Here is a 20,852-nt window from a genome sequence, read left to right as displayed (position 1 = left end):
AAGGGGAGAAGGGAAGAGGCGTTCCATCGAGCTTTCCCGTGGTCTATGCTCTCTCCGCCGGGGGGGCCGACATGACCACCACAGAAGCAAAGTCCGACACCGCCACCAGTGCTAATAGCACCGGCGTCTATCTCGCCGTGCTGCAACTGGTGTTCACGCTGGGCTGGACAACTTACGTCATCTACCTGCCAAAACTCTGCGCCGATGTCGGCATTGCGCCGACGGCCGTGATCCTGATCCTGATGCTGGATCAGGCGATCTTCACCGTCACCGACACCGCGATGGGAATCGCCGCCGACAGGATCGTGCCGTTCGTCGGCAAACTCGGCGTGTTCGTCGGCGCCCTGACCGCGATCTCCTGCGCGGCCTTTGTCGCGCTGCCGTTCGTGGCGGGTACGGGGCCGGGTGCACAGGTCTGGTTCATCGTCCTGATTCTTGTGTGGGTCGTGACGTCGTCGGCCTTGCGCGCGCCGCCACTGACGCTGTTAGGCAAATACGCCGCGCGGCCGGCGATTCCGTTTTTGTCGGCGCTGACGATGCTCGGCTACGGCCTGGCGGGCGCTGTCTCGCCCTATCTCGGCGTGGTGCTGCGTAACCACGACCCGCGGCTGCCCTTCGTGATCTCGGGCGTGGTATTGCTGCTCACCACCCTGGCGCTCTCGAAGGTCGAGCGCGATCTGGCGCAGGCGCCACCGGTCGCGAAACAGCCTGCGGCGCCTGCAAAATCGCTCGGCCCGGTGCCGATGTTCTTCATCGCTTCGATGGTCATCCTCTCGCTCGGCTACCAATTGCATTTTTCCATCAACAGCACGCCGTTCTTCCTGCGCTTTGCCAAGCCGGACGAATTGCCATGGCTGATGCCGGTGTTCTGGATCGGCTTCAACATCGCGATGTTTCCGGCAAGCGTCGTGGTCAAGCACCGTGGCGGGCTGATCGTGATGGGCGCGGCCGGCCTGCTCGGTGCGCTCGCCGTACTGGGCGCGGAGATGGCCGGCAATCTCAACATGCTGATCGCGGCGCAGTTCGTCGCTGGTGCTGCGTGGGGCTGCATGCTGATGGCCGCGGTTTCAGCGGCACTGGCGATTGGCGAGACCGGCGCCGAGGGCAAGGTGGTGGGGCTGGTGTTCTCCGCGCTGGCGCTTGCGACCTTTGTGCGAATGGCGGCGGTCGCCGGCGGCCTGCAGAAGCTGCCGGAATATGCGCCGCTGTTGCAGTGGGCGCCGGTGGCGTGCTGGTCGGTTGCAGGGGCGGGGTTATTGGTGATCGCGGCGTCGCGGATGCAGCGGGGTGCGGCGAAGGAGAGGGGAGTTTAGTCGTCATTCCGGGGCGATGCGAAGCATTGAACCCGGAATCTCGAGGTTCTCAGATGCGCAATTGCGCATCATAGTTCGATGCTTCGCATCGCCGCGGAACGACGGTGTTTCGCTTACGGCTTCGGCGGATGAATAAACGTCCACGGCGAGACTTCCGAATCCGTCGGCACCTCGACTGAGATCACATATGGGCCGCCGTCGGCCAGCGCCTTCTCCAGCGCGGGCCGGAACTGATCCGGCGAAGTCACCCGCGCAGCTCCCGCGCCGAAGGATTCGGCGAGCTTCACGAAATCCGGATTGACCAGGTCGGACGCCACGACGCGTCCGTCAAAATGCTGGCGCTGGTCGCGGCGCACGTTGCCATAGGCGTTGTTATTAAACACCAGTGTCACAACGCCGATCTTGAATTGCACCGCGGTCGACAGTTCCTGCACGCCGAACATGAAGCCGCCATCGCCGGTGATCGCGACCACCGGCCGCTGCGGATTGGCGACCTTGGCGCCGAGCGCAGTGGGGAAACCCGAGCCGAGCGTGCCCTGATAACCCGAGGTGATGAAGGTGCGTGGCTCGTAGATTGGAAAGCCGTACCAGGAGGCGAAGCCCACCTGCGATAGCTCGTCGGTGACGATCGCATTATCAGGCAGTACCTCGCGCAGGATGTTCAGATAGGCCATCTGCGGCTGCACCTTCTGGATCTCCTGCTGCGCCGCCGCGGTGGCTTCGTCGATTTCGGCGCGCCGGCCGCTGGTCCTGCTATAGCCAGCCTTCTTCACAGCAGCCACGAGATCGGCCGTGCCAGCTTTCGCATCCGCGACCACGGCGGCATCGGATGTGAGCCGGCGCATCTCGGCCGGATCGATATCGATGCGAACGGATTTCAGTCCCTTCGGCTGGTATGGCCAGCGGAATCCCGAGGCCGGCAACTCCATGCGCGTGCCGATCCCGATCATCAGATCGGTGTTCGGCCAGAGCTTGTAGGCCGCCGCCATCGTCAGCCCGAGCTCGTGCGCATTGGAGACAATGCCGCGGCCGCTGCGGAACGCCACGACAGGCGCATCGATCATTTCGGCGAGTTCGAGAATTTCCTCGCGCGCATGGATCGCGCCGCTGCCGACGAAGATCATCGGGCGCTTGCTGTCCTTGATCAACGCCGCTGCCGCTTTGATCCGGTCGGGATCCGGCTGCGGCGGCGGGAAGGGGTCGAACACGGCTGACGCGCCGACTTGCGCGCGCTGCGTAAAGGTGTCCCACGGCATTTCCAGGGACACCGGACCGCGGCGACCCGACATCATCTCCTGAAACGCGCGCGACACCGCGGCGGGCGCCGCGTCGGGATATTCGATCCGCTCGGCCCATTTCACAAACGTGCGCAGCGTCGCAAGCTGGTCCGGCATCTCGTGCAGATGGCCGCGGCCCTTGCCGAGAAACGCCGTCGGCACCTGTCCGGTCAGGCAGAGCACCGGCTCGTTGCAGCCGAATGCGGTGAGCAGCGCCGCGCTCGCGTTGAGTACGCCCGGGCCAGGCACCACGCTGAACACGCCCGGCTTGCCCGACGAGCGTGCATAGCCGAAGGCCATGTAGCCACAGGCTTGTTCATGCCGCACGCCGATCACCTTCAACTGCGCCTGATGGAAGGCGTCGAATAGACCGTAGATCTGCGCGCCCGGCAGGCCGAATACCGTGTCGACGCCGTGCGCGACAAGGCCATTGACGATCGCTTCGCCGCCCGAAGTTGAAGTCATGCTATTTCCACTCGCTTCTCAGGATTTATCCGGCTTCGTCGATGACGTCGTTTTTGAGCACACCGACGCCCTCGGCTTCAATCTCGATGACGTCGCCGGGCTTCAGATAGCGCGGCGGATCGAACCGCGCGCCGGCGCCGGTCGGCGTTCCCGTCACGATGACGTCGCCCGGCACCAGCGTGGTGAAGGTCGACAGATAGTTGATCAGGTATCGGAAGCCGAAGATCAACCGGCCGGTGCGGTCGTCCTGCCGCGTCTCGCCATTGACTTTCGTGGTGAGACGAATGTCCGCAATCTGGCTTTCATCGGTGTAGGGCACGAGCCAGGGGCCGAGGCTGCCGGTGGAATCGAAATTCTTGCCCTGGGTGACGTTGAATTTGGCGTGCCGCACCCAGTCGCGGATGGTGCCTTCGTTGCAGAGCGTGATGGCTGCGATGTGGTCCAGTGCGTCGCTCTCCTTGATGTGCCGTCCGGCCTTGCCGATCACAAGCACCAGCTCGCCCTCGTAGTCGAGTTGCGCCGAGGCGCGCGGGCGGACCAGCGGCGCGTTGTGGCCGACAAAGGAGCGCGGTGTCCGCATGAACATGCTCGGATATTTCGGCGCGTCCTGGCCGTCCTTGTATTCGGCGTTGCGGTCGGGGTAGTTGACGCCGATGCAGATAATTTTTTCCGGCGCGGGGATCGGCGGCTGCCAATTGATCGCATCCAGCGCATGGTCCGGCGAGCGGCGCGCCGCGTCCTCGGCGAGTTTCATCAATGCGCCGGCTGCGATGACCTCGCGCAGCGTCGGATATTCCTTTGCGAAGAGCGCCGAGAGATCGACGATGCCGGCGTCGGTCACGGCGCCGTATTTCAGCGTGCCGTTGACGGTGAAGGTAGCGAGACGGGGAGGGGCCATCCGATCAATCCGCAATCGTGACGTCGGCGACGAAGAGCGGATCGCGCACCTCTTGCCCCGTAAAGGGCGAACCCTCCTCGAACCAGGAGCGCGGCGCCGGCGCGCCCCACAGCGTTTGCCGGCGCGGGTCCTTCAGCGACCAACGCAGCGGCTCGTGGTCGTGATCGCCGGTGAAGTAATCGCTGGTGTAGAGTTCGAGCCGGTGGCCGTCCGGATCCCGGACATAGAGGAAGAATGCATTCGAGATGCCGTGGCGGCCCGGGCCGCGCTCGATGTTCTTCAGATATCCGCTTGAAGCCATGACGTCGCAGAGATGCAGCACGTTCATCGCTGTCGGCACCCAATAGGCAAAATGATGCAGGCGAGGACCGCGGCCGTTGGTGATGGCGAGGTCATGGACGTTGCCCTTGCGGTGCATCCAGGCCGCCGCGATCCGCCCGTTCGGGCCATCTTCCTCGCCATATTCGGTCAGCCGGAAGCCGAGCCGCGCATAGAAATCGATGGTGCCCTGAACCTCGGGCGCGAAGACGTTGAAATGATCGAGCCGCTGCGGATGACAACCCTTGTAGAGATCGTAGCGCCGCAGCAGATGCGGGCGCTTGTCCATCGACGCATAGAGCTCGAGTTGGAAGCCGGCGGCATCGGTGAACTGCAGGGTGCGGCCCTGGAACGGCTGATCGGCGAAGGCGTAAGGGATGCCGTTCTCGGAAAAGAAAGTCGCTGCCTTGTCGAGATCGCCGTCATTGCCGACCTTGAAGCCGAGCCGATTGCAGGCTGGAGCTGGGGCCTTCCGCAGTACCAGCGAGTGATGCTGATGCTCTTCGCTGCCGCGCAGGTACACCGCCTTGTCGTCACTATCCTCGACGTGGAGGCCGACGGTGGTTTCGTAGAAGGCGCGGCTCTTGCCGAGATCGACCACATCGAGCACGGCGTGGCTGCAGCGGATGATGTTGAACGGCGGGGTGAATGTGTGTGTCGGAACGGGCATGTGGTTTCCAGTCCTGAGTGGTTGACCCTCATGGTGAGGAGGTGCGAAGCGCCGTCTCGAACCATGAGGCCAGTGGCCCATCCTTCGAGACGCGGGCTTGCGCCCGCTCCTCAGGATGAGGGCAGGCCGAGTCTCTGAATCTTGTGCGTCCCGCGCGCGAGCGAGACGTGTTTGGTTTCCATGTAGAAGTCGAACGAATAATCGCCGCCGTCGCGGCCGATGCCCGACGCTTTCATGCCGCCGAACGGGGTCGGTAGATGGCGGACGTTTTCGGAATTGAGCCAGATCATGCCGGCTTCGAGCGCATCAGCAACACGCAGCGCGCGGCCCATGTCCCCAGTCCAGACGTAGCCGGTCAGGCCGTATTGCACGCCGTTGGCGATCTCGATGGCGTCTTTCTCATCCCTGAACGGGATCACGGTCAGGAACGGGCCGAACACTTCCTCCTGCGCCACCCGCATTTTTGAGTGCCCGCCGGTGACGAGCGTCGGCTGCACGTAATGCCCGCCGCCGGGGCCGTCATGCGGGTTGCCGCCGATCGCGATGGTGGCGCCGTCCTTCCGGGCGACCTCGAAATAGCTGCAGACTTTGGCGAGATGCCGTTCGTGGATCAGCGGCCCGATTTCGGTGGCAGGGTCGAGCGGATGCCCGACCTTCAGTGCCTTCACCCGCGCGGCGAGCTTTTCGATGAACTCATCGGCGATACCTTGCTGGACCAGCAGTCGGCTCGACGAAGTGCAGCGCTCGCCGTTGAGCGAATAGATCATGAAGACGACGGCATCCAGCGCGCGGTCGAGATCGGCGTCGTCGAACACGATCACAGGGTTCTTGCCACCGAGTTCGAAATGCACGCGCTTCAGCGTAGGGGCGCCCTGCGCCATAATCGCGGAACCGGTCGAACTCTCGCCGACAAAGCCGATCGCCTTGATCGCGGGATGCTCGGTCAGCGCTTTGCCGGCCTCCTCACCCATGCCATGCACGGTGTTGAGCACGCCGTCCGGCAGGCCCGCCTGTTTCGCAAGCTTCGCCAGCAGGTCCGCGGTGACAGGCGACCATTCCGCCGGCTTGTGTACGACCGTACAGCCCGCGGCCAGCGCTGGCGCGATCTTCCAGGTCGACAGCATGAACGGCGTGTTCCACGGCGTGATCACGCCGACCGGGCCGATCGGCACCCGGGTCGAGATGTTCCAGTGCTCCTCGGAGGGCATGTTGAGGCCGTCCCGGGCTTCGCCGCACTTATCGGCAAAGAAGCGGAAGTTTTCCGCCGCCCGGATCGCGGCCTTGGCCATGAAGCGGTAGGCCTGGCCGGTGTCGATGCATTCCAGCACCGCGATATTGTCGGCGTGGTCCTCGATCGCGTCGGCGACGCGATGCAGCAATTTCTTCCGCGCGGCTGCCGGCATCTCGCGCCAGGATTTGAAGGCCGTCGCGGCCGCGGTTGCGGCGCGGTCAATGTCTTCGGCGTTGCCGCGGGCGACCGTAGCCAGCACCGCGCCATCGACCGGGGACTTCGTCTCAAATGTCTGGCCGGAGACCGACGGCACAGTCTTGCCGTCGATCATGTGCCCGATGCCTTCGCTCTTCAGCTTGGCGAGCAGGGGAGCCACACGGTCGCGGTTGGCCTGAAACGTGTCCTTAGGTGTCACCTTATCCATTGATCGTCTCCACCTTCAGAGCTTCGTGGATGTTGTTGCGTTTCCAGCTTGTTTCCTTGTCGTTGATCTGCATGTCGAACGACAGTGCGAACTTTTGGTTCGCGAATACCGGATCAAGATAGGCCGACAGGACCTTGAAAATATGCTCGCCGGCCGTCTTGCGGGTGGCGAGATCGCGGCCTTCGCCAAGCCGCAACACCATGTCGAGAAAGGCGTAGTTCTGGCGGCCATCGGCGATCGCGTAGTGCTCGCATTTGATTGCGCGGACGCGAATACCTCCGAGCGGGAATATACCGGCCTCGACCGCCGCCTTGCGGACGAGTTCAACGACCGCGGCCATATCGACGCGTCCATCGAGATTGGCTGAATATTCAATCGTGAAGTGCGGCATGTTCCGATGACTCCCGCTCTCTTAAAGCGTCAAGCGAAGTAGCAACTCACCGAGCCGTAAGGTCCATAGTCCGCCTGGATCGTGTCACCCTTGCGGGTTTCGATCGGGCGGATGAACGAGCCCGCCAGCACCACTTGCCCGGCCTCTAGCGCTAGCCCATTCGGCGCGATCTTGTTGGCCAGCCAGGCCACCGATGTGGCGGGATGATTGAGGACGCCGGCCGCAAGCCCGGTCTCTTCAAGCTGACCGTTACGGAAACAGAGCGCGCCGATCCAGCGCAGGTCGGTGTCCATCGGCCGGATCGGGCGGCCGCCGAGCACGATGCCGGCATTCGCGGCATTGTCGGCGATGGTGTCGAAAATCTTCCGGGTCGCCTTGGTCTGCGGATCGATCCGCTCGACCCGCGTATCCAGAATTTCCAGCGCCGGCACGACGAAGTCGGTGGCGTTGAGCACGTCGAACATCGTGCAGTCAGGTCCGGACAGCCGCGACTTCATCACGAAGGCGAGTTCGGCCTCGACGCGGGTGCCGATGAAACGATCGGAGGGCACAAGCCCGCCGTCGGCAAAGAACATGTCATCGAGCAGGATGCCGGAGTCAGGCTCGTCAATATTGAGCGCGCTCTGCATTGCCTTCGAGGTCAGGCCGATCTTGTGGCCCTTCACGGCGCGCCCCTGCGCGACCTTCATCTCGACCCAAGCTTTTTGAATAGCGTAGGCATCCTCGATCGTTATGCCGGGATGTTCAAGCGAAAGCTGCCGGATCTGTTTGCGGGTCTTTTCGGCAGCATCGAGCCGCTCGGCGGCGCTTCGAATATTCTCTCTGGAAAGGGCCATGGGCGTCCGGCTCGATCAGCAAAAAAGCGGGTGCTGAAATTTGTTTAACATGTTAAGTTATCCGGCGCAAACTGATTTGATGCTTGTTGCGCCGCAAAACTCTATCCTTGCCTCGATCGAGGATTCCCCGATGGCGGGCCACTGAAGAATGTCAGGCAAGAAATCACCGAACGGATCGCGTTCGGACCAGGAGGGAACGACGGAGGCCCGCCGCACGCCGATGCGCGAATTCTCGCGTTCGCTGCCGATGTCGCTCTTACGCGCGCGCGAGGCGGTGATGCGCCAGTTCCGTCCGTCCTTGCGCAATCACGGGCTGACCGAGCAGCAATGGCGGATCCTGCGCGCGCTGACGGCGGTGGATACCATCGAGGTGACGGAGCTGGCGCGCGTCGCCTTCCTGCTGGGGCCGAGCCTGTCGCGCATCCTGCGCGACCTTGAGGGGCGCGATCTGATCGAGCGCCGCACGGCCAAGGCGGATTTGCGCCGCGGCGAGGTGTCGATCTCATCCAAGGGCTTGAAGCTGATCGAGGCGGTCGCGCCGACCTCGGAAGCAATCTACGCCGAGATCACGCACCGTTTCGGCGCGCGCAAGCTCGCCGAATTGCAGGACATGCTGGGCGAACTCGAGCGCAGCCTTGCCGCGATGGAAGTTGCGGGTGAGGGCGAGGCCGAAGCTGACGAGTAAGCGCAAATTTGCATGATGCTACTGGCCCGATGCATAGCGGCCGGGCAAATGATTGCAATCATTTGTCAAATGCGACCGAGGCGGTAGACACGCGCGCGATTTTTCGTTCAAAGTGCCGACCAAGCAGGTCATCAAAACCGGTGCGGGAGTCACGGGGGTAGCTGCTCAAACGCAGGCTTTCCCGTGCAAGGACAGGGCTAAACTCCGGACATGGTCATAATAAAAGTCAACAATCTGATCGACTTCGTCGCTGAGGTTTTTTCGCATTCGGAATCCTCGCCCGAGGAAGCAAGGCGCATCGCCACTTATCTCACGACAGCCAATCTCACCGGCCATGACAGCCACGGCGTGATCCGGGTTCCGGTCTATATCCGCTGGAAAAAGACAGGCAACGTCGTTCCCAACCAGACCCCCGAGATCGTCGTTGACACCCCGTCGCTCGCCGTGGTCGACGGCAAATTCGGCTATGGCCAGACCGTGACGCCATTCGCGGTGCGGACCGGCATCGAGAAGTGCAAGAAGGCGGGGCTGTCGGCGATCGCGCTGCGCAATGCCGGCCATATCGGCCGCGTCGGCGACTGGGCTGAGATGGCTGCTGCCGAAGGGCTGGTATCGGTGCACTTCGTCAACGCGGCCGGCTCGCTGCTGGTGGCGCCTTACGGCGGCGTTCAGAAGCGGCTCTCGACCGCGCCTTACTGCGTCGGCATTCCGCGCCAGGGTCAGGACCCAATCGTGCTCGACTTTGCCACCTCGATCGTTGCCGAAGGCAAGGTGCTGGTCGCAAGCCGCGGCGGCAAGAAATTGCCGACCGGCGCGCTCGTCGATCAAGACGGAACGCTGAGCGAAGATCCGGCTGTGCTCTATGGTCCCTACACCCCCGACGGGCCACGCGACCATACCAAAGGCACGGGCGCGATCCGCGCGTTCGGCGAGCACAAGGGTTCGGGGCTGGCGTTCATCTGCGAACTGCTCGGTGGTGCGCTGACCGGCACCGGCGCCACCTCGGGTGGCCGGCAGTTCGCCAACGGCATGCTCGCCTTCTATATCGATCCCAAGGTGATCGACACGACCGATTATTTCGACGCCGAAATCTCGCGCTATACCGACTTCATCCGCGAGACCAAGCCGATCGCCGGCGTCGAATCCGTGCTGGTCCCCGGTGACCCCGAACGCAAGATGCGCGCCGAGCGTACCAAGAACGGCGTACCGCTGCCTGATGACACTTGGGCTGCGATCGTCAACACCGCCCGCGAGGTCGGCGTCAGCGAAGCCGCCATTCAGCGGGCAACATCATGATTATCCGTCATTGCGAGCCAACGAGTCGGCGCGAGCGCCGCCCGATGACAGGCTCCGCGAAGCAATCCATGAGCCACAAGCAAGCTGGATTGCTTCGTCGCTTCGCTCCTCGCAATGATGAAATGTTAGATCAACAGGAGGACTAGAGAGTGGCAACCAACAACGTCAAGAAGGTATGGGCCTCGGGTAAGGCCGTGGTGAACGCGTGGCTCGCGATCCCCTCAGGCTTCTCGGCCGAAGTGATCGCGCAATGCGGCTTCGACAGTGTCACCGTCGACATGCAGCATGGCGTGCAGGATTACCTCTCGATGGTCCAGTGCTTTCAGGCGATGAACGGCCACCCCGTCACACCGATGGTCCGCGTGCCCTGGAACGAGCCCGGCATCATCGGCAAGGTGCTCGACGGCGGGGCCTATGGCGTGATCTGCCCGATGATCAACACCCCGCAGGAGGCGAAGGACCTCGTCCAGTACGCGAAGTATCCGCCGAAGGGCACGCGCTCGAACGGCCCGATCCGCTCCGGCATGTACGGTTCGGCCGGCAGCTACCAGCAGACGGCGAATGACGAGATCGTGCTGCTGCCGATGATGGAAACCAGGACCGCGGTCGAGAATATGGAATCGATCCTCGATGTCGAGGGCATCGACGGCGTCTATATCGGCCCATCTGACCTCGGCTTCTCCTACGGCCTGGTGCCGAAGCTCGATCGCGACGAGCCGGAGATCCTCAAGATCTATGAGAAGATCGTCAAGGAATGCGGCAAGCGCGGCCTCAATCCCGGCATCCACTGCTCCGGCGCCGAGGGCGCGGTGCGCGCCATCAACATGGGCTTCAAGCTCGTGACGCTGTCGAACGAGAGCGGGTTGATGATGACCTACGCCAAGATGCAGGTGAATCAGACGAGGAAGGATTCTGGCGGTAAGGCGTAAAGCCCTCGTGTCCCGGACGCGGTGCAGCGTGTAACGCTGCTCCGCAGAGCCGGGACCCAACTGAAAGCAGCGGCGCATGGGCCCCGGATCAGCAGCGCACCGCTTCGCGCTGCGCAGCATCCGGGGCACGATACAGTCAAGGAGACACCCCATGACCACCCCGGCACCCGTGATCCGCCTGCATCCTGACGACGGCGTACTGATCGCGCGCGCGAGCCTGCCGCCGGGCATGCTGGTGACCGATGGGGTCACTACGGTCGAGCGCATTCCGGCCGGCCACAAGGTCGCGATCAAGCCGATTGCCGTAGGCGAGGCGGTGCGCCGCTACGGCCAGATCATCGGCTTTGCCACAGCGCCAATCGCGCCGGGGCAGCACGTGCATACGCAAAACTGCGGCATGGGCGACTTCGCCAAGGATTATGCGTTCGGCGTCGACGTCAAGCCGGTGCCGAACTTCGATCTGCCCGCGACGTTCGATGGCATTCGCCGCGCCGACGGCCGCGTGGCGACACGCAACTATATCGGCATCCTCACCTCGGTGAATTGCAGCGCCCATGTCGCCGGCATCGTCGCCGACATGTTCAAGAAGAATCCATTTACTGGCGATAACCCGCTGGCGGATTTTCCGAATGTCGACGGTGTGGTGGCGCTGACCCACAAGACCGGCTGCGGCATGACGCAGAACGAACCGCTGGCATTGTTGCGGCGGACGCTCGGCGGCTACGCGCGGCATGCGAATTTCTCCCACGTGATCGTGCTGGGGCTCGGCTGCGAGGTCAACCAGATCGGCGGGCTGATGGAGGAGCAGAAGCTCGCGGGACGTTTGCGCGCGATGGATATCCAGGAAGTCGGCGGCACCCGCAAGACGGTGGAGGCTGGCGTCGCATTCGTGAAGGAGGCGCTGACCGACGCTAATAAAGTAAAGCGCGAGCCGGTGCCGGCCAGCGAATTGACGGTGGCGCTGCAATGCGGTGGCTCCGACGGTTACTCCGGCGTATCGGCCAATCCGGCGCTGGGTGCGGCGAGCGACCTGCTGGTGCGCCACGGCGGTACGGTGATCCTTTCGGAGACGCCGGAAACCTATGGCGCCGAGCATCTCCTGACCCGCCGCGCGGTCAGCCGCGAGGTTGGCGAAAAACTCGTCGGCCTTATGCGCTGGTGGGAAGAGTACACCAGGCGCGAAGGCGCCGAGATGAATGCCAATCCGAGCCCCGGCAACAAAGCCGGCGGCCTCACCACGATCCTTGAGAAATCCCTGGGCGCGATGGCGAAGGCCGGCAGCACCAATCTGGTCGACGTGCTCAACTATGCTGAGCCCATCACCAAGAAGGGCTTTGTCTTCATGGATACGCCCGGCTACGACCCTGTCGCGGCCACGGGCCAAGTGGCTGGCGGCGCCAACCTCGTCTGCTTCACCACGGGCCGCGGCAGCGTGTTCGGCTGCAAGCCGGCGCCCTCGATCAAGCTCGCCACCAACACGCCGATGTACAAGCGAATGGAAGACGATATGGACGTCAATTGCGGCACCATTCTCGACGGCGAGGAAACCGTGCAGCAATGCGGCCAGCGCATTTTCGAGCTGATGCTGAAAACGGCATCCGGCCAGCCGACCAAGAGCGAGAGTTTTGACTTCGGCGGCGCCGAATTCGCGCCGTGGGTCCTTGGAGCTACGATGTGAGTGGAGGCACGCTGCTCAACGTCATGTATGGACGGCCCCCTCTCGGCAAGGGCTTTTTGGTGCTTCGGCAATGGATCGGGGAGCGGTCATGTATACGGCCTCGAGAAGCGGCCATTGACCGCGGGCCCTGATGGAGATCGCGGATCGAATTCCAATCATTGCGGCGCGCTGTGACGCGCGATGACGTGTCGGAGTGTTTCGATCCTGGTTTCCTGACCATTTGCCATCACACCTTAATTGCCCTTCCGATAGGGATGAGCGCGAGCGCGGCGGCTGTCGCCCTTCAACTAGGCAGCAGCCGGCGCGCTCGCGCGGTCTCGGTAAACTTCTCCTTTGCTCAGCATGGCCCAGAGGATGCGCGCGGCTTTAGCGGCGAACGCCACCATGGCGACCTTGTAAGGCCGCCGCGCCAAAAGATCGCGCAGCCACGGGTCGCTGACGCCGCGCCTCTTTTGCTGCCGCAGATGGGCGCTGGCTCCGCTGATCAGCAGCGCGCGCAACATACGATCTCCCTGTTTGGAGATACGCCCTGGGCGATGCTTGCCGCCAGTACCGTGGTCCTTGCCGGTGAGCCCGATCCAGGCCGCGAAGTCCCGACCGGAGCGAAACACCTTCGCATCGGGCACTTTGGCCAACACCGTACTGGCGATGATCGGGCCGACGCCTGGGACTTCCATCAGCCGGCGCGCGTCCCGATCGCATCTGGCAGCCTTCGCGATCTGCCGTTCAAGCACGCGTTCATCGGCATTGAGCGCCTGCCAGTGCTGCGCCAGCATCAACAGAGCACATCGCATCATCTCCGGAATCTCTTCGCTCGGCTCCTCAAGCTTGGCCATCAGCTCACACAGCCCCTGATGTCCTTGCGCGGCCACGATCCCGAGCTCGCTCAGCGCTGCCCGCAAGGCGTTTGCCACCATCGTCCGCTGGCGAACCAGCAAGGCACGTGTGCCATGAACCGCCAGCGTGGCCTGTTGCTCGACGCTCTTCACCGGAACAAAGCGCATCGTCGGCCGGCCCACTGCCTCGCAGACACCTTCCGCATCCCGGCCGTCGTTCTTGTTGCGCTTGACGTAGGGCTTCACATAGGCCGGCGGCATCAGTCGCACCTCATGGCCATAGCGCCTGATCACCCGGGCCCAATGATGTGCGCTCCCGCAAGCCTCCATGCCAACCAGGCACGGTGGCAACCCCGCAAACTACGGCAGCCCGCCTGAGCTGCCGCCTCAGCACAACCCTTCCCGATGCATCAATCCCGTGAACCTGAAACACGTTCTTAGCCAGATCCAACCCAATCGTGCTAATCTTCGTCATGGACGGTCCCCTTGTCTGGTTCGACTCAGCATCGCCAGTCTGGCACATCGATGCCGTTCGGGGGCCGTCCACCCCATCATTGCGAGCCAACGGGTCGCGCGAATGCGCGCCCGATGACAGGCTCCGCGAAGCAATCCATAGCGCCGCAAGCGGGACGATGGATTGCTTCGTCGCTATCGCTCCTCGCAATGACGGGGAGGCGGCGTCGCCCTTACTTCAGGCACGCGGTGCCCACTGTTAGTGCTTGATCCCATCCGGAACCGGTGTTCTGCTTAAAAAAGCCGCTGGAGCTTCCGGTCCGTGTCGATCTTCGTCGCACTTCATCACGTCACGCACTACAAATACGACCGACCGATCGATCTCGGCCCGCAAACCGTGCGGCTGCGCCCGGCGCCGCATACCCGCACGCCGATCCTGAGCTATTCCCTCAAAGTGACGCCAGCCAATCATTTCGTGAACTGGCAGCAGGATCCGCAGGGCAACTGGCTGGCGCGCTTCGTCTTTCCGGACAAGGCGTCTGAGCTGAAGATCGAAGTCGACTTCACCGCGCAGATGACGGTCGTCAATCCCTTCGATTTCTTCGTCGAGCCCTACGCAAACTCCTTTCCGTTTCAGTACAGCAACGATCTCAAGACAGAGCTCACGCCCTATCTCGCGACCTCCGAGCAGGGGCCGTTGTTCACGGCTTACTTGAAGGAGATTCCGCGCGAGGCCGATAGCACGGTCAATTTCCTCGTCGAGCTGAACGCTCAGCTTCAGAAGAAGATCAAGTATGTCATCCGCATGGAGCCGGGCATTCAGACGCCGGAGGAGACGTTGGCGCGCGGCTCCGGATCGTGCCGCGACTCGGCGTGGCTGTTGATTCAGATCTTTCGCCACCTCGGCCTCGCGGCGCGCTTCGTCTCCGGCTATCTCGTGCAGTTGCGTCCCGATATCGATCCGGTCGAAGGCCCACGCGAGGTCGAAACCGATTTCACCGACCTGCATGCCTGGGCCGAGGTCTACCTTCCGGGCGCAGGCTGGATCGGGTTCGACGTCACCTCGGGCATGCTGACGGGCGAGGGGCATATCCCCGTCGCTGCCACGCCGCATTATCGCTCCGCTGCACCGGTCTCCGGCGGTGCGGGTTTCGCCAATGTCGAATTCGGTTTCGAGATGAGCGTCAGGCGAATCCGCGAGGCGCCGCGGATCACGCGCCCGTTCTCCGATGAATCCTGGGCACGGCTCGATAGGCTCGGCGAGCAGGTCGACGCCGATCTCAGGCGCGACGACGTGCGGCTGACCATGGGCGGCGAGCCGACCTTCGTCTCGATCGACGATCTGGAAGCGCCGGAATGGAACATCGCCGCCATCGGCCCAACCAAGCAGGCGCTGGCAGACGAATTGATCCGCAAGCTGCGCGCGCGTTTTGCACCGGGCGGGCTGCTGCATTACGGGCAAGGCAAATGGTATCCGGGCGAAAGCCTGCCGCGCTGGGCGTTCGGCCTCTATTGGCGCAAGGACGGCGTCCCGATCTGGAAGAATGCCGATCTGATCGCAGGGATCGAGAATGCGCCCGAGGCCGATATCGCGGATGCCCGGCAATTGATAGGAGGCATCGCGAAGCGGCTCGGCCTCGACGCCAGCTACGTGATGCCGGCCTATGAAGACCCCGTGCATTGGCTGCAAAAGGAAGCGGCACTTCCGTTCAATGTCGATCCCGGCGACTCCAAGTTGTCCGATCCCGAAGAACGATCACGCATGGCGCGTGTATTCGATGAAGGGCTCGACAAGCCGAAAGGGTTCGTGCTGCCGATCCAGCATGCAGATGCCGATGCCTCGGGCTGGACGAGCGAGCGCTGGCAGCTTCGGCGTAGCCATCTGTTCCTGATCCCGGGCGATTCGCCGCTGGGCTTGCGGCTGCCGATGGCATCACTGCCGCATGTTCCGCCGGAAGAATATCCCTACGTCGTCGAGCAGGACCCGATGGAGCCGCGGCTGGAGCTTGCGGCCGAGGACAAGGATAGCGGAGCGGGAGAAGCGCCAGGGCCGGCGCAAGAGCCGCAAGTAAAGCGCAAGGCCAAGCCGGTGCGCACGGCAACCTCAGTCGAAATCCGCGACGGCGTGTTGTGCGTCTTCATGCCACCGGTCGAGAAGATCGAACACTATCTCGAATTGATCGCGGCCGTGGAGGCAACCGCCGAGGAGATGCAGATCGCGGTTCATGTCGAGGGCTACGGGCCGCCTTACGATCCGCGGATCGACGTCATCAAGGTGACGCCCGATCCCGGCGTGATCGAGATCAACGTCCAGCCGGCGCAAAACTGGCGCGAGGCGGTGGACATCACCTTCGGCCTGTACGAAGACGCCGCGAAAGTTCGCCTCGGCGCCAACCGCTTTCTTGTCGATGGCCGCCACACCGGCACCGGCGGTGGAAATCATGTCGTGGTCGGCGGCTCTACGCCGCAGGATTCGCCTTTCCTGCGCCGCCCGGATTTGCTCAGGAGTCTCGTGCTGTACTGGCAGCGCCATCCTTCGCTGTCCTATTTGTTCTCGGGCATGTTCATCGGCCCGACGAGCCAGGCGCCGCGTATCGACGAGGCGCGGCATGACGGACTCTATGAGCTGGAGATCGCGCTCTCGCATGTGCCGCCGCCCGATATCGAAGCCCCGCTATGGCTGGTCGACCGGCTGTTCCGGCATATTCTGGTCGACATCACCGGCAATACCCATCGCGCCGAAATCTGCATCGACAAGCTCTATTCGCCCGATGGCCCGACCGGCCGCCTCGGGCTCGTCGAATTCCGCGCGCTCGAAATGCCGCCTGATCCCAGGATGTCGCTGGCGCAGCAGTTGTTGATCCGCGCCCTGATCGCAAAGCTCTGGCGCGAGCCGCAGCAGGGTAAGTTTGTACGCTGGGGAACTGCGTTGCACGATCGCTTCATGCTGCCACATTTCCTCTGGGAGGACTTTCTCGGCGTGCTCGATGAGCTCAAGCTATCCGGTTACGATTTCTCGCCGGAATGGTATCAGGCACAGCTCGAATTCCGTTTTCCCGTGTTCGGCCGTGTGCACCACGGCGGCGTCGCGCTGGAATTGCGGCAGGCGCTGGAGCCCTGGCATGTGCTCGGGGAAGAGGGCTCGGCCGGCGGCACCGTGCGCTATGTCGACTCGTCGGTGGAGCGGTTGCAGGTCAAGGCGAACGGCTTTGTCGAAGGCCGCCATATTGTGACCTGCAACGGCAGGCGGATGCCGATGACACCTACCGGCCGCTCGGGCGAGGCGGTCGCGGCCGTCCGCTTCAAGGCCTGGCAGCCGGCCTCAGGCCTGCATCCGACCATCCCGGTCCACGCCCCGCTGACATTTGACTTGATTGATAGCTGGAACGGCCGTTCGCTCGGCGGCTGCGTCTACCACGTCGCCCATCCCGGCGGCCGCAACTACGATACGAAGCCGGTCAATTCCTATGAGGCGGAGGCGCGGCGGCTGGCTCGGTTTCAGGATCACGGCCACACCCCGGGCCGAATCGAGCCGCCGCCCGAGGAACGCACAATTGAATTCCCTTTGACGCTCGACTTGAGGACGCCGCTCCTGATCTAATCGGCAGCGACGGTCTCGGGGAATCGGAATGTCAGGCCAAGGCAGCAGTCAGGAGAGCAAGGCCCGCCCGGGTCAGCGCCGGATGGCGCAATGGGCGCGCGATTATGCGCGGCTGCCCGGCATTCCCGACGAATATATCGGGCCCGATGGCGTGCCGCGGGCGGCCTGGGCCCGCTTCTTCGATGCCTTTGCGGCGCTTTCGCCCGGCGATATCGAGCGACGCTTCGCCTCCGCCGACCGCCATCTGCGCGAGGCCGGCGTCACCTATCGCGCGCCTGGCGAGACTGCCGACCGGCTGTGGCCGCTCAGCCATCTGCCGCTGATCATCGACGAGGCCGATTGGCAACAACTGACCACGGGTATCGCGCAGCGCGCCCAATTGTTCGAAATGATCCTGCGCGATCTCTATAGCGAGGCCAGGCTGGTCAGCGAAGGCGCGGTGCCCGCGGCCGCGATTGCCGGCAGCAACGAATATCTGCGCGCCGTCTGCGGCATCAAACCGCCGGGCGGGCGTCATCTCCATTTCTATGCCGCCGACGTCGGCCGTGGCCCCGACGGGCGCTGGTGGGTGCTGAACGACCGCACGCAGGCACCCTCGGGCGCGGGCTATGCGCTGGAAAACCGCCTGGTGCTGTCGCGCGCCTTTTCCAGTCTCTACAAGTCGATGAACGTCGAGCGCGTGGCGCCGTTCTTCGAGGCGTTCCGCGACTCCCTTCGTGCCAGCGCCGACCGCGACGAGCCGCGCATCGGCTTGCTGACGCCGGGCGCCTTCAGCGAAACCTATTTCGAACACGCCACGCTGGCGCGCTATCTCGGCTTTCTCCTGGTCGAAGGTGACGATCTCGCCGTTAGCGGCGACCGCATCCATATCCGCACCGTCGCGGGCCTGAAGCGGCTCGACGTGCTGCTGCGCCGGGTCGATTCCAATTTCCTCGACCCGCTCGAGCTCGATGCCTCGTCGCATCTCGGCGTGCCCGGCCTGATCGACGTGCTGCGCAAGAACGGCGTCGTCGTCGCTAACATGCCGGGCTCCGGCGTATTGGAGGCCAGGGCGCTGCTCGGATTTCTGCCGAGCCTGTGCCGCCGCCTGCTCGGCGAGACCTTGATCATGCCGCACATCGCGACCTGGTGGTGTGGCCAAAAATCGGCGCGCGAGGAAGTACTGTCGCGGCTGGAGGATTTCGTTATCGAGGGTGCCTATGGCCGGGCCGTTCCGGGCTTTTCCAGCCATGCGCCCGTGCTCGCCGGCGAGCTGCCGCCAGCCGGGCGCGACCGGCTGCGGCAGGCAATCACGGACCGCGGCATCGATTATGTCGGCCAGGAACTGGTGCGGCTGTCGACGACGCCGGTGTGGGAACAGGGCCGGATCACGCCGCGCCCGTTCGTGCTGAGGGTGTTTGCCGCGGCGACTCCACAAGGGTGGACCATCCTGCCCGGCGGTTTCTGCCGGATCGCCGAAAAGGCGGATGCCCGTGCAGTGTCGATGGGCGACGGAGTACGATCGGCGGACGTCTGGGTGGTCTCCGACAAGGCCGTCTCGTCGGCGACACTGTTGCCCGGTGCCGACACCGTGCGGATCAGGCGGATCGCCGGCGTGGTGCCGAGCCGTGCTGCGGACAATCTGTTCTGGCTCGGCCGCTATCTCGAACGCGCCGAGGCGACTCTGCGGCTGATCCGTGCGCTCGGCACCTCGACGCGCGATCCAGCCAAGGGAGCATCAACCGCGCTGCATTCGGTCGAGCGTATCCAGCGGATTCTCGTGACCTGGGGCGCCACCTCACAGGCGACGCGGACCAATCCAGCGCGGGTCATCGCCGAGGCGCTGCAGAGCGAGGAGAAGTTCGGCTCGGCGCTCTCATTGGTGAGATCGGTGCAGCGAACGGCGAGTTCGCTGCGCGAGCGGCTTTCGCCCGACGCCTGGCAGATCATCACCGAGATGGTGGAGCGCCTTGCGCTGCAGGTCGACGACGACGACAGCATCGTCAGCGCCGCCGAATTGACGCTGCAGGAGCTGGCGAGCCTTGCTGGCTTGGCGCAGGAGAACATGAACCGCGCCGCCGGTTGGCGCTTCCTCGACATGGGGCGTCGCGCCGAGCGCGCTATCAACACCGTACGGTTCGCCCGGCAGTTCGCCTATGACGAGGCGGGTGAGGAAGACCTCGACGTACTGCTGACGTTGGTGGATTGCCAGATCACCTATAGGTCGCGCTACCTGGTAGGCCCGGCGCTGGCGCCGGTGCGGGATCTTGCGGTGCTCGATCCCTTCAATCCACGCTCGGTGGCGTTTCAGGTCGCGGCGCTCAACGACCATATCGCAGCCCTGCCGAGCCTGAAGGAGCACGGTTTGATCGAGCGGCCGCAACGGTTGGCGGTGGCATTGCAGGCGACGCTGACGACAGCGGAGGCCACGACGCTTGATGTCACAACCCTGTTCGCGCTCGAACAGTCTCTGCTCAATCTCGCTGACGCGATCGGCCAGCATTATTTCCCACACGGACCGCATGCAAGCCGGCCGGAGAAGCTGACAGGCCTTGCGTGATCTACGACATCCGTCACGTCACGACTTACGCTTACGAGAGCCCGGTGAGCTTTGCGCGGTGCTCGCTGCGATTGGAGCCGCGGAGCGGCGACGGACAGCAATTGATTTCCCACACTGTCGAGATCCGGCCGCGGCCGGCCGAACGCACGGTGCGGCGGGACTTTTTCGGAACGCATACCGAGAGCGTGCTGATCGAGACCGCGCATCGCAATTTGCGGATCGATTCCCGGTCACGGGTATCGGTCGCGCGTCAGGCGCCCGGTCGCGCGGCAACCAGCCCGCCCTGGGAGCGCATCCGCGACGTGGCCTTTGAGGCTACCAGCCTCGGTCCCGCTTCGCCGGTCGGATACGTCTTTGCGAGTTCGCTGGTGCCGGTGCTGGCGCCGGTCACTGCCTATGCTGCGCCAAGCTTCCCGCCGGGCGGCAGCATCCTCTCGGGCGCCGCCGACCTGATGCGCCGCATCCGCAGCGATTTCAGGTACGACTCCAAGGCCACCGTGATTTCGACGCCGCTTAGGGAAGTGTTCGAGAAGCGCCACGGCGTCTGCCAGGACTTTGCCCATGTGATGATTGCGGGCTTGCGCGGGCTTGGCCTGCCAGCGGCCTATGTCAGCGGCTATCTGCGCACCATCCCGCCCGCCGGCCAGCCGCGCCTGCAGGGCGCCGATGCCAGCCACGCCTGGGTGTCAGTCTGGTGCGGCGCCGAGCTCGGCTGGGTCGGCTTCGATCCGACCAACGACCTCCTGGTCGAGAACGACCACATCATCCTGTCGATCGGCAGGGATTTCTCCGACGTCTCGCCGGTCGATGGCATCATCGTCGGATCGCCCAAGCAGAAGCTCAACGTCGCTGTGGACGTGCTGCTGGTGGAGTGAGGCTGGGATGCCTCGGTGCCCGGATTTCTTAAGAATTCGTTGTCCTAAGCCACGCCAATCTCCGCTGCACTACGGATAGGCACTTTAACGGATGGTTTGTTCTTTTGTTGCCATCGTGACGTGCGCAGGCCTGCGCC

14 protein-coding genes and 1 pseudogene are annotated in these 20,852 nt (G+C 63.8%); 8 read left to right on the top strand and 7 right to left on the bottom strand.

Going from position 1 to position 20,852, the window contains the following annotated elements; translation table 11 throughout:
* The first annotated feature begins 71 nt into the window (after window positions 1-71).
* On the top strand, window positions 72-1,313 hold the full coding sequence (locus tag RX328_RS33295) for an MFS transporter (RefSeq protein ID WP_213255754.1): 1,242 nt from the start codon (window positions 72-74) through the stop codon (window positions 1,311-1,313).
* A gap of 113 nt (window positions 1,314-1,426) precedes the next feature.
* On the opposite strand, the gene RX328_RS33290 is transcribed toward RX328_RS33295, so the two are convergent.
* The 6 genes from RX328_RS33290 to hpaH all read right to left on the bottom strand — a co-directional run bounded on the left by RX328_RS33290 (window position 1,427) and on the right by hpaH (window position 7,823).
* Window positions 1,427-3,055, bottom strand: coding sequence for a thiamine pyrophosphate-dependent enzyme (locus tag RX328_RS33290; protein ID WP_213255762.1), 1,629 nt, complete (start codon window positions 3,053-3,055; stop codon window positions 1,427-1,429).
* 25 nt (window positions 3,056-3,080) lie between these two features.
* Window positions 3,081-3,953 (bottom strand): fumarylacetoacetate hydrolase family protein, encoded by an 873-nt coding sequence (locus tag RX328_RS33285; protein ID WP_213255764.1) that lies wholly within the window; start codon window positions 3,951-3,953, stop codon window positions 3,081-3,083.
* A 4-nt stretch (window positions 3,954-3,957) separates the two neighbouring features.
* A complete protein-coding gene (hpaD, locus tag RX328_RS33280) occupies window positions 3,958-4,941 on the bottom strand; it encodes a 3,4-dihydroxyphenylacetate 2,3-dioxygenase (RefSeq protein WP_213255766.1) in 984 nt (327 codons plus the stop codon).
* 110 nt (window positions 4,942-5,051) lie between these two features.
* Window positions 5,052-6,596: a 5-carboxymethyl-2-hydroxymuconate semialdehyde dehydrogenase gene (gene hpaE, locus RX328_RS33275; protein ID WP_213255768.1), complete on the bottom strand. Its 1,545-nt coding sequence runs from the start codon at window positions 6,594-6,596 to the stop codon at window positions 5,052-5,054.
* Window positions 6,589-6,987, bottom strand: coding sequence for a 5-carboxymethyl-2-hydroxymuconate Delta-isomerase (locus RX328_RS33270; protein WP_213255770.1), 399 nt, complete (start codon window positions 6,985-6,987; stop codon window positions 6,589-6,591). The genes hpaE and RX328_RS33270 overlap by 8 nt, the downstream gene beginning before the upstream one ends.
* Before the next feature lie 29 nt (window positions 6,988-7,016).
* Entirely contained in the window at window positions 7,017-7,823 is an 807-nt protein-coding gene (gene hpaH, locus RX328_RS33265; protein WP_213255772.1) for a 2-oxo-hept-4-ene-1,7-dioate hydratase, read from the bottom strand.
* 148 nt (window positions 7,824-7,971) lie between these two features.
* On the opposite strand from hpaH, the gene hpaR reads away from it, so the two are divergent.
* The 4 genes from hpaR (at window position 7,972) to RX328_RS33245 (ending at window position 12,411) form a co-directional block, all read left to right on the top strand.
* A complete protein-coding gene (hpaR, locus tag RX328_RS33260; protein ID WP_213255774.1) occupies window positions 7,972-8,508 on the top strand; it encodes a homoprotocatechuate degradation operon regulator HpaR in 537 nt (178 codons plus the stop codon).
* Window positions 8,509-8,718: 210 nt separating this feature from the next.
* Window positions 8,719-9,804, top strand: a complete 1,086-nt coding sequence (locus RX328_RS33255; protein WP_213255776.1) for a malate/lactate/ureidoglycolate dehydrogenase — start codon at window positions 8,719-8,721, stop codon at window positions 9,802-9,804.
* A gap of 149 nt (window positions 9,805-9,953) precedes the next feature.
* Window positions 9,954-10,733: an HpcH/HpaI aldolase family protein gene (locus tag RX328_RS33250; protein WP_213255778.1), complete on the top strand. Its 780-nt coding sequence runs from the start codon at window positions 9,954-9,956 to the stop codon at window positions 10,731-10,733.
* 151 nt (window positions 10,734-10,884) lie between these two features.
* Entirely contained in the window at window positions 10,885-12,411 is a 1,527-nt protein-coding gene (locus RX328_RS33245; RefSeq protein WP_213255780.1) for a UxaA family hydrolase, read from the top strand.
* 287 nt (window positions 12,412-12,698) lie between these two features.
* Here the strand turns inward: RX328_RS33245 and RX328_RS33240 are convergent.
* A pseudogene (locus RX328_RS33240) lies at window positions 12,699-13,722 on the bottom strand (IS110 family transposase).
* A 300-nt stretch (window positions 13,723-14,022) separates the two neighbouring features.
* Between RX328_RS33240 and RX328_RS33235 the strand changes: the two are divergent.
* From RX328_RS33235 to RX328_RS33225, 3 genes are read left to right on the top strand one after another with little or no spacing between them, the layout of a single operon-like run.
* Window positions 14,023-17,301 carry a DUF2126 domain-containing protein gene (locus tag RX328_RS33235; protein ID WP_213254755.1) on the top strand — a complete coding sequence of 1,093 codons (3,279 nt, stop codon included), beginning with the start codon at window positions 14,023-14,025 and terminating at the stop codon, window positions 17,299-17,301.
* 28 nt (window positions 17,302-17,329) lie between these two features.
* The gene (locus RX328_RS33230; protein ID WP_213254757.1) at window positions 17,330-19,840 is read left to right on the top strand and encodes a circularly permuted type 2 ATP-grasp protein; all 2,511 of its coding nucleotides are present in this window, start codon (window positions 17,330-17,332) and stop codon (window positions 19,838-19,840) included.
* On the top strand, window positions 19,837-20,715 hold the full coding sequence (locus RX328_RS33225; RefSeq protein ID WP_213254760.1) for a transglutaminase N-terminal domain-containing protein: 879 nt from the start codon (window positions 19,837-19,839) through the stop codon (window positions 20,713-20,715). Before RX328_RS33230 ends, RX328_RS33225 begins: the two co-directional genes overlap by 4 nt.
* Window positions 20,716-20,852 lie beyond the last annotated feature (137 nt).

The organism is Bradyrhizobium sp. sBnM-33 (genome assembly GCF_032917945.1).
GTDB lineage: Bacteria > Pseudomonadota > Alphaproteobacteria > Rhizobiales > Xanthobacteraceae > Bradyrhizobium.
This window is presented reverse-complemented; position numbering and strand designations above follow the sequence as displayed.

Excerpts from the sequence above, each read along its gene's own strand:
- hpaE (WP_213255768.1), bottom strand. The coding sequence starts at position 6,596 with ATGGATAAGGTGACACCTAAGGACACGTTTCAGGCCAACCGCGACCGT.
- RX328_RS33270 (WP_213255770.1), bottom strand. The coding sequence starts at position 6,987 with ATGCCGCACTTCACGATTGAATATTCAGCCAATCTCGATGGACGCGTC.
- RX328_RS33230 (WP_213254757.1), top strand. The coding sequence starts at position 17,330 with ATGTCAGGCCAAGGCAGCAGTCAGGAGAGCAAGGCCCGCCCGGGTCAG.
- hpaR (WP_213255774.1), top strand. The coding sequence starts at position 7,972 with ATGTCAGGCAAGAAATCACCGAACGGATCGCGTTCGGACCAGGAGGGA.
- hpaD (WP_213255766.1), bottom strand. The coding sequence starts at position 4,941 with ATGCCCGTTCCGACACACACATTCACCCCGCCGTTCAACATCATCCGC.
- RX328_RS33285 (WP_213255764.1), bottom strand. The coding sequence starts at position 3,953 with ATGGCCCCTCCCCGTCTCGCTACCTTCACCGTCAACGGCACGCTGAAA.
- RX328_RS33255 (WP_213255776.1), top strand. The coding sequence starts at position 8,719 with ATGGTCATAATAAAAGTCAACAATCTGATCGACTTCGTCGCTGAGGTT.
- RX328_RS33245 (WP_213255780.1), top strand. The coding sequence starts at position 10,885 with ATGACCACCCCGGCACCCGTGATCCGCCTGCATCCTGACGACGGCGTA.
- RX328_RS33290 (WP_213255762.1), bottom strand. The coding sequence starts at position 3,055 with ATGACTTCAACTTCGGGCGGCGAAGCGATCGTCAATGGCCTTGTCGCG.
- hpaH (WP_213255772.1), bottom strand. The coding sequence starts at position 7,823 with ATGGCCCTTTCCAGAGAGAATATTCGAAGCGCCGCCGAGCGGCTCGAT.
- RX328_RS33295 (WP_213255754.1), top strand. The coding sequence starts at position 72 with ATGACCACCACAGAAGCAAAGTCCGACACCGCCACCAGTGCTAATAGC.